General features: G+C 35.3%; 12 protein-coding genes. All 12 read left to right on the forward strand.

Features of this window, described 5'->3' with window-relative positions:
• Positions 1–26: 26 nt before the first annotated feature.
• The 12 genes from ACZ1AQ_RS13685 (at position 27) to ACZ1AQ_RS13740 (ending at position 12,419) form a co-directional block, all read left to right on the forward strand.
• Positions 27–1,079, forward strand: coding sequence for an NADH-quinone oxidoreductase subunit G (locus ACZ1AQ_RS13685; protein WP_489633430.1), 1,053 nt, complete (start codon positions 27–29; stop codon positions 1,077–1,079).
• A complete protein-coding gene (gene nuoH, locus ACZ1AQ_RS13690) occupies positions 1,072–2,124 on the forward strand; it encodes an NADH-quinone oxidoreductase subunit NuoH (protein WP_489633431.1) in 1,053 nt (350 codons plus the stop codon). The genes ACZ1AQ_RS13685 and nuoH overlap by 8 nt, the downstream gene beginning before the upstream one ends.
• A 110-nt stretch (positions 2,125–2,234) precedes the next feature.
• Positions 2,235–2,780 carry a NuoI/complex I 23 kDa subunit family protein gene (locus tag ACZ1AQ_RS13695; protein ID WP_489633432.1) on the forward strand — a complete coding sequence of 182 codons (546 nt, stop codon included), beginning with the start codon at positions 2,235–2,237 and terminating at the stop codon, positions 2,778–2,780.
• Positions 2,780–3,292, forward strand: coding sequence for an NADH-quinone oxidoreductase subunit J family protein (locus tag ACZ1AQ_RS13700; protein WP_159688408.1), 513 nt, complete (start codon positions 2,780–2,782; stop codon positions 3,290–3,292). Before ACZ1AQ_RS13695 ends, ACZ1AQ_RS13700 begins: the two co-directional genes overlap by 1 nt.
• 1 nt (position 3,293) lies before the next feature.
• Positions 3,294–3,614 (forward strand): NADH-quinone oxidoreductase subunit NuoK, encoded by a 321-nt coding sequence (gene nuoK / locus ACZ1AQ_RS13705; RefSeq protein WP_064715342.1) that lies wholly within the window; start codon positions 3,294–3,296, stop codon positions 3,612–3,614.
• 6 nt (positions 3,615–3,620) lie between these two features.
• Positions 3,621–5,504 (forward strand): NADH-quinone oxidoreductase subunit L, encoded by a 1,884-nt coding sequence (gene nuoL / locus ACZ1AQ_RS13710; protein WP_489633433.1) that lies wholly within the window; start codon positions 3,621–3,623, stop codon positions 5,502–5,504.
• A gap of 12 nt (positions 5,505–5,516) precedes the next feature.
• The gene (locus tag ACZ1AQ_RS13715; RefSeq protein ID WP_489633434.1) at positions 5,517–6,959 is read left to right on the forward strand and encodes a complex I subunit 4 family protein; all 1,443 of its coding nucleotides are present in this window, start codon (positions 5,517–5,519) and stop codon (positions 6,957–6,959) included.
• A gap of 12 nt (positions 6,960–6,971) precedes the next feature.
• A complete protein-coding gene (locus tag ACZ1AQ_RS13720) occupies positions 6,972–8,339 on the forward strand; it encodes an NADH-quinone oxidoreductase subunit N (RefSeq protein ID WP_489633435.1) in 1,368 nt (455 codons plus the stop codon).
• Between the two features lie 126 nt (positions 8,340–8,465).
• Positions 8,466–9,173 (forward strand): DsbA family oxidoreductase, encoded by a 708-nt coding sequence (locus tag ACZ1AQ_RS13725; protein WP_489633436.1) that lies wholly within the window; start codon positions 8,466–8,468, stop codon positions 9,171–9,173.
• Between the two features lie 16 nt (positions 9,174–9,189).
• The gene (locus ACZ1AQ_RS13730; RefSeq protein ID WP_489633437.1) at positions 9,190–10,014 is read left to right on the forward strand and encodes a hypothetical protein; all 825 of its coding nucleotides are present in this window, start codon (positions 9,190–9,192) and stop codon (positions 10,012–10,014) included.
• A gap of 140 nt (positions 10,015–10,154) precedes the next feature.
• Positions 10,155–11,141 carry a Gfo/Idh/MocA family protein gene (locus ACZ1AQ_RS13735; RefSeq protein ID WP_489633438.1) on the forward strand — a complete coding sequence of 329 codons (987 nt, stop codon included), beginning with the start codon at positions 10,155–10,157 and terminating at the stop codon, positions 11,139–11,141.
• A gap of 60 nt (positions 11,142–11,201) precedes the next feature.
• Complete coding sequence (locus tag ACZ1AQ_RS13740; RefSeq protein ID WP_489633439.1) at positions 11,202–12,419, forward strand: patatin-like phospholipase family protein; 1,218 nt, start codon at positions 11,202–11,204, stop codon at positions 12,417–12,419.
• Positions 12,420–12,438: the final 19 nt, after the last annotated feature.

Below are 12,438 nucleotides of genomic sequence, written 5' to 3' on the forward strand. Positions count from 1 at the left end.
ACTTTAAACTTTTAAACATAAAAAAAATGAAAGTAACAATAGACGGTCAGTCCATAGAAGTAGAACCAGGAACAACCATCCTACAAGCCGCTCGTATGATTGGTGGAGATGTAGTTCCACCAGCGATGTGTTATTATTCTAAACTAAAAGGAAGCGGTGGTAAATGCCGTTGTTGTTTAGTTGAAGTATCCAAAGGAAGTGAAGCTGACCCAAGACCAATGCCAAAATTAATGGCATCTTGTGTAACAGGCTGTATGGACGGAATGGAAGTAAACAGCAAATCTTCTGAAAGGGTTACCGAAGCAAGAAAAGCGGTAACGGAGTTTTTACTCATCAACCATCCCTTAGATTGCCCAATATGTGACCAAGCTGGAGAGTGTGATTTACAGAACTTAAGCTTTGAACACGGGAAGTCTCAAACTCGTTATATTGAAGAAAAAAGAACATTTGAACCCGAAGATATTGGTCCAAATATTCAACTACATATGAATCGTTGCATTTTGTGCCAAAGATGCGTACAAGTTGCCGACCAACTAACAGACAATCGCGTACACGGTGTATTAGACAGAGGTGACCATGCTAATATCTCTACTTGTATTTCTAAAGCGATTGACAATGAATTCTCAGGAAACATGATTGATGTGTGTCCTGTTGGAGCATTGACAGACAAAACCTTCCGTTTCAAATCGAGAGTTTGGTTTAACAAACCTTATAATGCACACAGAGAATGTACTACACCTGGATGTTGTGGTAAAACTACCGTTTGGATGTTTGGTGGAGAAATTCAACGTGTGACAGGAAGAAAAGACGAGTATCACGAAGTAGAAGACTTCATTTGTAACACTTGTCGTTTTGATAAGAAAAATGTAAATGATTGGGTAATTGAAGGACCAAGAGTGTTTGAAAAAGATTCTGTTATCAACCAAAACAATTACACCAAAACAGAAAAAGTAATCATCAATACAGAAGAAAATATTTTGTTAGGTAGAGCTCAAGACCGTAAAAAAATCAGTATGGCTGAGATAGATTACAATGAAAAAATTGATGGCAACTTAATAGATTCGAACAAAAATGGATAGTACTTTTATAATAGAAAAAAGTGTTGTAATCGTAGTTGTATTTGCAATTACTATGCTTGTGGCTATGTATTCTACATGGGCAGAACGTAAAGTTGCAGCATTTTTACAAGACCGTGTAGGCCCAAACAGAGCTGGATGGGGTGGTTTATTTCAACCTTTGGCTGATGGTTTGAAACTTTTTGCCAAAGAAGAATTTGAACCTAACACGCCAAACCGCTTTTTGTTTTTTGTAGGGCCTGGGATTGCAATGGGAACTGCTTTAATGACAAGTGCTGTTATTCCTTGGGGCGACCGTTTACATCTTTTTGGAAAAGACATTTTACTACAAGCTACAGATATTAATATTGGCCTTTTATACTTTTTTGGAGTAGTTTCAATTGGGGTATACGGAATCATGATTGGTGGATGGGCTTCTAATAATAAATTCTCATTGATGGGAGCTGTTCGTGCAGCTTCTCAAATGGTATCATACGAGGTGGCTATGGGATTATCCATGATTGCTTTATTGATGATGACAGGAACTTTGAGTTTAAGAGAAATTTCGGCTCAACAAGCAGGAATGAACTGGAATGTATTTTATCAACCCTTATCGTTCTTAATCTTTTTGATTTGTGCTTTTGCAGAAAGTAACCGTACACCATTTGACTTACCAGAATGTGAGAGCGAATTGATTGGTGGTTACCATACGGAATATTCTTCTATGAAAATGGGATTCTATTTATTTGCTGAATATGCTAATATGTTTATCTCATCGACTATATTGTCTATTTTGTTCTTTGGTGGGTATAATTATCCAGGAATGGCGTATGCTGTTGAAAACTGGGGAGTGAATATTGGTAATATTATCGGAATAGTTGTTTTATTTGCAAAAATATTCGGATTCATCTTTTTCTATATGTGGGTAAGATGGACAATCCCAAGATTTAGATACGATCAATTGATGAACTTAGGATGGAGAATTTTGATTCCGCTTTCGATTATCAATATTATCATTACTGGAATTGTTATTTTGAGAGCAGATATTGCTGCTTATTTAGGATTCTAATTTAATTACGAAGAGCCCTAGCCCTGATAGTAGCGGCATCCTTTTGTTTTTTTCTTTAAAAAACAAAAGATATAGCGGATAGCAGGATTAGCTTTAAATAAAAAGAAAAAATGTCAATAGAAACTATATCATTATCGGGTAGAAAAAAGATGGTTTCCAATAAGGAGATGACCTTTTTGGAGCGTATGTATCTTGTGGCGATTGTAAAAGGTTTAATCATTACAATCCAACACTTCTTTAAAAAGAAAGCCACAATTCATTACCCAGAACAAGTGCGTACTATGAGTCCAGTTTACAGAGGACAGCACATGTTGAAAAGAGATGAACAAGGTAGAGAAAACTGTACTGCGTGTGGATTATGTGCGTTGTCATGTCCTGCTGAAGCCATCACGATGAAAGCTGCAGAACGCAAACCAGATGAAAAACACTTGTATCGCGAAGAAAAATATGCCGAAATCTACGAAATCAATATGTTGCGTTGTATTTTCTGTGGTTTGTGCGAAGAGGCTTGTCCCAAAGATGCTATTTATTTAACTATTTCAAAAGAATTAGTTCCTGCTAATTACGACAGAGAAGACTTTATTTTTGGAAAAGATAAATTGGTAATGCCTTTAGAAATGGCGATTAAAAATACTCAACTTCAAAACGCTAACTAATGTCTACAGTACTCATCGTTTTTTGCCTGTTAGGCTTTATTACATTGGCCAGTGCCTTTCTAACGGTTTTTAGCCGAAATCCAATACACAGTGCTATTTACTTAGTGATTTGTTTCTTCTCGATTGCAGGTCATTATTTATTATTGAATGCTCAATTTTTAGCCATAGTTCATATCATTGTTTACTCTGGTGCGATTATGATTTTGTTCTTATTTACAATCATGTTAATGAATTTGAATAAGGAGGATGAAGTACATAAACCAAGAATTACGCGCTTAGGTGCCATTGTTTCGTTTTGTTTAGTATGCTTGGTATTGATTGCCATTTTTACCAATTCAAAACCTATTGTTGGAGAATATGTAGCTACTGGAGAAGATTACCAATCCATCAATGTTTTGGGTAAAATTCTATTAAACGAATATATGGTTCCGTTTGAATTCGCCTCTATTTTGTTATTGACAGCTATGATAGGAACGGTTCTATTGTCTAAAAAAGAAAAATTAGAAAAGTAAGATGAATAATATTTTAAACCAGATTGGTATCGAAAACTACATCTTTTTGAGTGTCATACTTTTTTGTATCGGCATCTTTGGAGTTTTATACAGACGAAATGCCATCATTGTTTTCATGTCGATTGAGATTATGTTGAATGCCGTGAATTTACTTTTTGTAGCTTTCTCCACTTATCACCAAGACGCGCAAGGACAAGTTTTTGTGTTTTTCTCAATGGCGGTAGCAGCAGCAGAAGTAGCTGTTGGACTTGCGATTTTAGTTTCTATTTTTAGAAATCTAGGGTCGATTAGTATCGATAATTTAAAAAACTTAAAAGGATAAATGGAAATGAATACCAACATAGCATTAGTCTTAGTTCTAGCTCCATTAGTAGGCTTTTTAATCAATGTGTTTTTTGGAAAAAATTTAGGAAAAACAGTTTCGGGAGCTCTTGGAACTTTGACCGTTTTAGTATCGTTTATCGCTACTTGCTTTTTCTTCAGTACAGTCTCTTCATCAAAAGAAGCAATACAAATTTCATTATTTGATTGGATTCAGATAGGAACATTTAAAATTGATTTAGGTTTTTTAATTGACCAACTTTCGGTATTGTGGCTGCTTTTTGTAACGGGTATTGGTTCGTTGATTCACTTATACTCTATTAGTTATATGCACGATGATGAAAATATGCACAAGTTTTTTGCGTATTTGAATCTGTTTGTGTTTTTCATGATTACTCTTGTTATTGGAAGTAACTTATTGGTTTTATTCATCGGATGGGAAGGCGTTGGACTTTGCTCTTACTTACTTATTGGTTTTTGGTATAAAAATCAAGACTATAATGATGCTGCCAAAAAAGCTTTCATTATGAACAGAATTGGTGATTTAGGTTTATTGATTGGAATCTTTATTTTAGGAAGGCAATTCAATACTTTAGATTACACTTCTTTAAAAACTATAATTTCTGGTGCTTCAGAGCTTAACTTATATGCTGTTGCAGTAGCTGCATTTGCTTTATTTATTGGAGCTTGTGGTAAATCGGCACAGATTCCGTTGTACACTTGGTTACCAGACGCGATGGCTGGACCAACACCAGTTTCGGCTTTGATTCACGCTGCAACGATGGTTACTGCGGGTATCTTTATGATTACTCGTTTGAATTTTATCTTTGATTTAGCTCCAGACGTTCAAAACATCATTGCTATAGTGGGTGCTATAACTTCTCTTGTAGCCGCAACTATTGGATTAGCACAAAATGATATCAAAAAAGTATTGGCCTATTCTACCGTTTCTCAATTGGGATTAATGTTCTTGGCTTTAGGATTAGGTGCTTATGAAGTAGCCGTTTTCCATGTTATCACTCATGCTTTTTTCAAAGCTTGTTTGTTCTTAGGTTCTGGTTCTGTAATTCATGCTTTACACGGAGAACAAGATATGCGCAATATGGGTGGTTTACGTAAAGTTATGCCAGTAACTTTCATCACGATGTTGGTGTCTTCTCTAGCAATTTCAGGTGTGCCTTTGTTTTCAGGTTTTTTCTCTAAAGATGAGATTTTGTTAACTGCTTTTCACCACAACATTCCTTTATGGATAATTGGTTCTGTGGCATCTATTATTACTGCTTTTTATATGTTCCGTTTGCTTTTCCTAACTTTCTTCAAGGAATTTAGAGGAACCGAAGAACAAAAACATCACTTACACGAAAGTCCGGGCTTAATTACTGTTCCGTTAATTATTTTAGCTATTTTGGCAACTTTTGGTGGATTGATAAGTTTACCCGGAGATAGCTGGTTGAACCATTATTTAATTCCGATACTACCAAAGTTAGCTACTGCTGAACATCATTTAGGCACAACAGAATATACTTTAATGGCTATTGCAGTAATTGGAGGATTAGTAGGTATTGCAATTGCTTACTTCAAATACATCAAAAATGACACAGTTCCGCCAGCAGATGCTGAAATCACTGGGTTTACAAAAGTCGTATACAACAAATATTATGTTGATGAATTGTATGATACGCTTTTTGTAAAAACAACTAATGCTTTGTCTCGCTTCTTTAGAGATTATGTTGAAACAGGTATTTCTAGCTTTGTTTTTGGTCTTGGAAAAGTAACTAACGAATTAGGATTTTATGGAAGAAAAGTACAAAATGGAAGTGTAGGTTTATATCTTTTCGCTTTTGTTTTGGGACTTTGCGCGATTATTTCCTTTTTATTTTTAGCACAATAATACACACATACTATGAACGTATCTCTTATATTACTATTACTTTTAATTGGCGCTTTAGTCACTTATTTGGCTGGTGACAAACTCGCTTCAAAGGTAGCCTTGTTGTTTGGACTAGGTACATTTGGAGCTTCTATTGTGCTTTTGAATCAGTATAATGCAGGTGAAAACATTAGTTTAATAGCTAATTGGATTAATCAACCTAAAGTGGTTTTTGCTCTAAAAGCAGATGGATTATCATTAGCAATGCTATTGTTAACTACAGCATTAACTCCTATAATTATTTATTCTTCTTTTGGAAATGACCTAAAAAATGCTAAATCATTTTATGCCTTAGTTTTATTTATGGCTTTTGCAATGGTGGGTACGTTTTTAGCCTCAGACGGACTTTTATACTACATTTTCTGGGAATTAGCTTTATTACCTATTTACTTTATTGCTTTAGTTTGGGGTAATGGTGATGCTGAGGAACGCAAAAAAGCAGTAGTTAAATTCTTTATCTATACACTTGCAGGTTCCTTGTTTATGTTGGTTGCTTTTGTTTATATGTACCAACAAGCAGGAAGCTTTTTACTAGAAGACTTATACAAATTAAACTTAACTGCTTCTGAACAAAAATGGATTTTCCTTGCTTTCTTCGGAGCTTATGCTATCAAAATACCATTAATTCCATTCCACACTTGGCAAGCTAATGTGTACCAAAAAGCACCAACAGTTGGTACGATGTTGCTTTCAGGTATTATGCTAAAAATGGGATTGTACAGCGTACTGCGTTGGCAATTACCTTTATCTAGAATTGCAGCTAAAGAATATATGCCAATTTTTATCGCTATCGGTATTGCTGGTGTTGTGTATGGTTCAATTGTAGCGCTAAGACAAAAGGATTTAAAAAAATTATTGGCTTATTCTTCCTTAGCTCACGTTGGGTTAATCGCTGCTGGAGCTTACACTTTAACCATCGATGGATTTAGAGGAGCTGTTTTGCAAATGATTGCTCACGGATTTGTAGTGGTAGGTCTTTTCTTTGCTGCTGAAATCATTTACAGAAGATATGAAACAAGAGCCATTTCAGAAATGGGAGGTATTCGGGCTTTAGCACCAAAATTTACTTCTTTGTTTTTAATCTTAGTTTTGGCCTCTGTTGCTTTACCAACTACTTTCAACTTTGTTGGGGAATTCACCGTTTTGTATAGCTTATCTCAAATCAACATTTGGTTTGCCATCTTGGGTGGTACAACCATAATTTTTGGAGCTTATTATATGCTTAAAATGTTTCAATATGTTATGCTTGGTGAAACAAATACCAAAACGTTTTATCCACTTTCATTAAGCGAAACCATAACGTTACTAAGTATAGTTGCTGTACTGTTCTTTTTTGGATTGTATCCAAAACCAATTACAGACTTAATCACACCAAGTCTAGAAGAAATTTTAACACAAATCAATCGAATTAACTAGTCAAATAAAAAAATGAATACATTAATAGCTATAATAGGATTAGGTGTTTTATGCCTTTTATTTGAAATTCTTGATTTCAGAAAAGCAATTATTCCTGTAACCATCATTGGATTATTAGGTGTACTTGGCTTAACCGTTGCCGATTACAATGCACCTGCTTCTTATTACAACAATATGATTTCGGTCAATAATTTCTCTGTTACTTTTTCGAGTTTATTTATTGTGCTTACCATATTTTTAGTGGCATTAAGCCATAATTTTTACGAAAATCATCAGTCAAAATTATCTGATTTTATTGCCATAAAAATATTCTTATTATCAGGAGCTGTTGCGATGGTTTCTTTTGGAAACTTGGCTATGTTCTTCTTAGGAATTGAAATTTTATCTATTTCATTATACATTCTTGCTGCAAGTAATCGTATGAACTTGAAAAGTAATGAAGCTGGTATGAAATACTTTTTGATGGGTTCTTTTGCTTCGGGTATCATTCTTTTTGGGATTTGTCTTGTTTACGGTGCTATGGGAAGTTTTGATGTTTCAGAAATCAGTCAAATGTCTCAATCTGCTGAATTACCTATATGGTTCCCAATTGGTATCATTTTATTGAGCATTGGTATGTTATTTAAAATTGCAGCTGTACCTTTCCATTTTTGGGCACCAGATGTTTACGAAGGTTCTCCATCAATGACTACTGCGACGATGAGTACGTTAGCAAAAGTGGTGGCAATGGCTACATTTTTCAAATTACTAACAGCTTTGAATGCCGATTTAAATTATAACTTCCAATTGGTGATTGTTATTATTTCTATTGCTTCAATGACAGTGGGTAACATTATGGCATTAAAACAAAGCAACGTAAAACGTATGTTGGCCTTTTCAGGGATATCTCACGCTGGTTTTATGATTATGACTTTGTTAAGCATCGGAACTTCTGCTGGAAGTTTATTGTACTATGCTACTGCTTACTCTTTGGCTGGTATTGGTGCTTTTAGCGTGCTACTTTACGTATGCAAAAATCAAAACAACGAAGACATTACCAATTTCCACGGCTTAGGTAAAACAAATCCGCTATTGGCAGCAGTTTTAACGGGTTCATTATTGTCTATGGCAGGTATTCCTATCTTTTCTGGTTTCTTCGCTAAATTGGCTTTATTCAACCAAACTATTGATGCTGGTTACTTAGTTGTCGTAATTGTTGCCGTAATCAACTCTATCATAAGTGTGGGGTATTATTTCAAATTAATTTTGGCGATGTACAGCAAAGAGCCAAACGAAACAAGAACTGGAAAACCATTCTTGATTTATGCTGTGGCCATTCTTTCATTGTTATTGAACATAGCGTTAGGACTTTTCCCTTCCCTAGTAATGGATTTGATTTAAAAACCAATTCAATATAAATTGCAACCGTCTCCAATGTACTTTTGAGACGGTTTTTTTATAATATAAAGTTTAAAAACGAAGCTTTGCTTTGAAATCAGTTATTTTTGTATCACTAAATAAAATAAGATGTCATCAATGATAACCATACAAATTTGGTCTGATATAATGTGTCCGTTTTGCTACATTGGAAAACGAAGACTAGAATCAGCCATTGCACAATTCGAATATAAAAATGCCGTAACTATCGAGTGGAAAAGTTTCCAATTAGATACCAACTTCGTCGCCACTAAAGAAGATAGTTTGGTTGAACATTTAGCAGAAAAATATAGAAAAGATACCGATTGGGCACAACAGATGCTCGACGATATGACACAGAATGCTAAAAACGTTGGTCTGGATTTTCACTTTGAAAAAGCTAAAATGGCGAATTCGTATAATGCACATCGTTTGTTGCATTTGGCCAAAGAAAAAGAAGTCGCGGATTCGTTAAAAGAGCTGTTATTCAAGGCCTATCTTACCGACGGATTGGACATCAACAACATTGCCGTACTAACTGCTTTAGGCAAAGAAGTTGGATTGGAAGAAGAAAGTATAAATTCGGTACTTTCATCAGATAAGTTTGGTGATGCCGTTAGAAAAGACCAACAAGAAGCACAAGCTATAGGCGTACAAGGAGTTCCCTTTTTTGTTTTGAATAATAAATATGCCATTTCTGGAGCGCAATATCCCGAAACATTTTTGAATGCTTTGAAACAAATTTGGGAAGAAGTAGAAAACACAAGCATCAACACAGAAGCAGATAACTCTTGTTGTGGCATAGACGGCTGCAATTAAAGATTCAACAGTAACTATGATTGAAAACGAAGAATCAAAAATACCGTTTTTCCCAGATATCGAAAAATTGTTCTCAGAGTATGTCGAGTTCTATGGAGGTACAGTAATAGAAAAATTAGCTGAGAACAAAGTAGATAGACAAAATGCTGATTATCTCTTTGAGCATCCTCAAATTATTGCTGAACTAAAAACATTTGAGAAAGACATCTTTTCAGGTCAAGAAGAGTTTACAAGACTTGAAGAACTATTTAAAAAGTGGTTAGAAAATGGAATGATAACTGAAAAGGATTTTACAGATTATGCATTCAGAAGAAAACCACTCCCAAAAAAATGCAACGAAGATTTAATCGAAAGAGCATCAAGAACAATTGAACGAGCAATTCATAAAGCAAATAATCAAATTGCTGAAACTAAAAAGACTTTTGATAAAGAAAATGCCAATGGAATAGTTTTTCTAATAAATGATGGAAATTACTTTTTTTCGACTGAAGGTTTTTTGGCAGTAATTGCAAATTTAATTTATAGAAAATTCAAAGGGTCTTCATTTGATGTTGTAATATATCTAACAATAAACCAAGCAACAAAAAAAGAAAATTCAGAATTAGATTATAATGTTTGGACTCCAATTTATACAAAAATAGATAACATAGGTAAAACTGTTGTTTCAGATGAACTTCATATGTTTGTTAATGATTTTGGCCAAAAATTACAAACTAAATTCTTGCCTTTAAAAACTGGCTATGAGCTAAAAGAAAACATACAAATTGAATCCTTTGAAGAATCTATAATAGAATTAAAGAAACACAGATTTATACCAAAAAATGTAATATTCAAAAAATAAATTCTAATGCTAACTGCTAAAATGAATCGTGCAATTAATTTAATACATAATCAGTTTTTCTTTAGTTTACAATACCGCTTAGTTGGCAAATACTATAAATCTTAACTTAGTATGAAAACCGCTCTATAACCAAAAACAAAATGGATATAAATGAGAAAACAATCCGCTGGGGAATCATTGGTTGCGGCAATGTAACCGAAATTAAAAGTGGACCCGCCTATCAAAAAACAGAAGGATTTACCATCGGAGCTGTGATGCGTCGTGATGAAGAAAAAGCCGCTGATTATGCCAAAAGACACGGCATAGCCAAATACTACACCGATGCTGATGCCCTAATCAACGACCCTGAAATAGATGCGGTTTATATTGCAACGCCTCCAGATGTTCACAAATATTATGGATTAAAAGTAGCCGAAGCCGGAAAACCCTGTTGCATAGAAAAACCATTAGCACCCAACTATAAAGATTGTGTCTCCATCACTGAAGCATTTGCCTCTAAAAACATTCCTCTATTTGTTGCCTATTACAGACGAACTTTGCCTAGATTTGAGCAAATAAGAGAATGGATTAACACAAATAAAATTGGCACGATTAGACACCTTCATTGGCATTTGAGTAAACCCACCTCAGCACAAGACCTTTCTGGAGATTACAATTGGAGAACCGATAGTAAAATTGCTACAGGAGGCTATTTTGATGATTTGGCCAGTCACGGATTGGATTTGTTTGTGCATTATTTTGGAACTATAACCAATGTTTCGGGCATCAGTCTCAACCAACAAGGGTTATACTCTGCAAAAGATGCTGCAACCGCTTGCTGGCTACACGAATCAGGAATCACTGGAAGTGGTTGTTGGAATTTTGGCACTTTAAAACGAGAAGACAAAGTTACTATTTATGGTAGCGAGGGTACTATTACTTTTTCCGTTTTTGAAAACGAACCTATTCTACTCACAACAACAGAAGGCACAACAGCACACGAAATAGCACACCCAGAAAACATTCAATTGTATCACGTACAACAAATGAGAGAGCACTTATTAGGTCACTCGCAACATCCCTCAACGGGAGCAACAGCTACTCATACCAACTGGGTTATGGATCAAATTGTTGGAAATGAATTATAAAAATATTTTTTGAGTATTTTTATATCGCTCTAATCCTATCTATTAACCAAACCAACCACAATGGCAAAAGTAAACGGATCAAAAATGCCAGCCTCAAGAAAAAAGGCTTTTGAAAAACTCAACATCAACCCCAACAAAAGAGTCATTTTATGCTTAGATGGTGGCGGGATGAGAGGAATTTTAACCCTTCAACTGCTCAAAAAACTAGAAGAAACCGCTGGGATTCCTTGTTTTGAATTGTTTGATATGGTTTCAGGAACTTCTACTGGAGGCATCATCGCGGGACTCATAGCTTCTGGCTATACCGCAGCAGCGATAGAAGAGAAATACAGTACACTAATCGAAGAAGTATTTGACAAAAAACCCTTGGGCGACCGTTTTGTAAATCCTCCAAAATACCTAAAAGGCAATTATCGAAAATTACTTTTTAAAGAAATCCAAAACACTACATTAGCCGAAAGTTGTGCCAAAACCGATATTGATTTGATGATTACGGCTCACGATATGACCGCTTCTGAAGAAACTTTTTTTAGTTGTTTCAAACAAAAAGACGGTAGCTTTTATGGCACCTACAAAGACGTATTACTTCGTGCCGTACTCGAAGCCACGATGAGTGCTCCTACTTATTTCAATCCACTTGAACGTTTTGTAGATGGAGGAACGACTACCTACAACAATCCTGTTCTTGCTGGATTTATGGAAGCCATTTCCTATAGCTTTCCCAAAGGCAAGGAAGAAGATTCTGCTTATGATATCACCAAATTATGCATTTTCAGTTTTGGTACCGGAATCTCCAGACAATTTGTACAACCCGATGCTACGATCAAAATCAAAGGACTGGATATTAAGTTTTGGTTGGAATGGCTGATGACACAAATGGGTCAAGATTCTAGCGCTATGCAAGTAAACACCTTGCGCTCTCCGATGATTAATAAAATTATTGATTTTCGCCGATTCCAAATTTCATTAGACCCTCTCTCTATCAAAAAAATACCGAATACCGACGGATTAGACCCCAAAAAATATCCTTCAAAGTGGTTACACGATGTAGATTATTCGATCTTGAACTCAATTGACATGGCCGACATCAATCGCTTTGATTTGATGCAAGTCATTGGTCAGCAAATGGCCGAATACATCATCCAAAAAGGCGGCGCTTTTCAAAAAGATTTGGTCGACAGCAACAACAACGACGCTTTGGTGACTACGTTTGGCGACATTGAAAGGATTCAAAAACAAATGAGCGACCCCAATTGGTTGGATAATTTTCACGCCTAAAAAAATTGGTGGTTATCTT

It is taken from the genome of Flavobacterium sp. UM26, assembly GCF_057922445.1.

Excerpts from the sequence above, each read along its gene's own strand:
- ACZ1AQ_RS13685 (WP_489633430.1), top strand. The coding sequence starts at position 27 with ATGAAAGTAACAATAGACGGTCAGTCCATAGAAGTAGAACCAGGAACA.
- nuoH (WP_489633431.1), top strand. The coding sequence starts at position 1,072 with ATGGATAGTACTTTTATAATAGAAAAAAGTGTTGTAATCGTAGTTGTA.
- ACZ1AQ_RS13695 (WP_489633432.1), top strand. The coding sequence starts at position 2,235 with ATGTCAATAGAAACTATATCATTATCGGGTAGAAAAAAGATGGTTTCC.
- ACZ1AQ_RS13700 (WP_159688408.1), top strand. The coding sequence starts at position 2,780 with ATGTCTACAGTACTCATCGTTTTTTGCCTGTTAGGCTTTATTACATTG.
- nuoK (WP_064715342.1), top strand. The coding sequence starts at position 3,294 with ATGAATAATATTTTAAACCAGATTGGTATCGAAAACTACATCTTTTTG.
- nuoL (WP_489633433.1), top strand. The coding sequence starts at position 3,621 with ATGAATACCAACATAGCATTAGTCTTAGTTCTAGCTCCATTAGTAGGC.
- ACZ1AQ_RS13715 (WP_489633434.1), top strand. The coding sequence starts at position 5,517 with ATGAACGTATCTCTTATATTACTATTACTTTTAATTGGCGCTTTAGTC.
- ACZ1AQ_RS13720 (WP_489633435.1), top strand. The coding sequence starts at position 6,972 with ATGAATACATTAATAGCTATAATAGGATTAGGTGTTTTATGCCTTTTA.
- ACZ1AQ_RS13725 (WP_489633436.1), top strand. The coding sequence starts at position 8,466 with ATGTCATCAATGATAACCATACAAATTTGGTCTGATATAATGTGTCCG.
- ACZ1AQ_RS13730 (WP_489633437.1), top strand. The coding sequence starts at position 9,190 with ATGATTGAAAACGAAGAATCAAAAATACCGTTTTTCCCAGATATCGAA.
- ACZ1AQ_RS13735 (WP_489633438.1), top strand. The coding sequence starts at position 10,155 with ATGGATATAAATGAGAAAACAATCCGCTGGGGAATCATTGGTTGCGGC.
- ACZ1AQ_RS13740 (WP_489633439.1), top strand. The coding sequence starts at position 11,202 with ATGGCAAAAGTAAACGGATCAAAAATGCCAGCCTCAAGAAAAAAGGCT.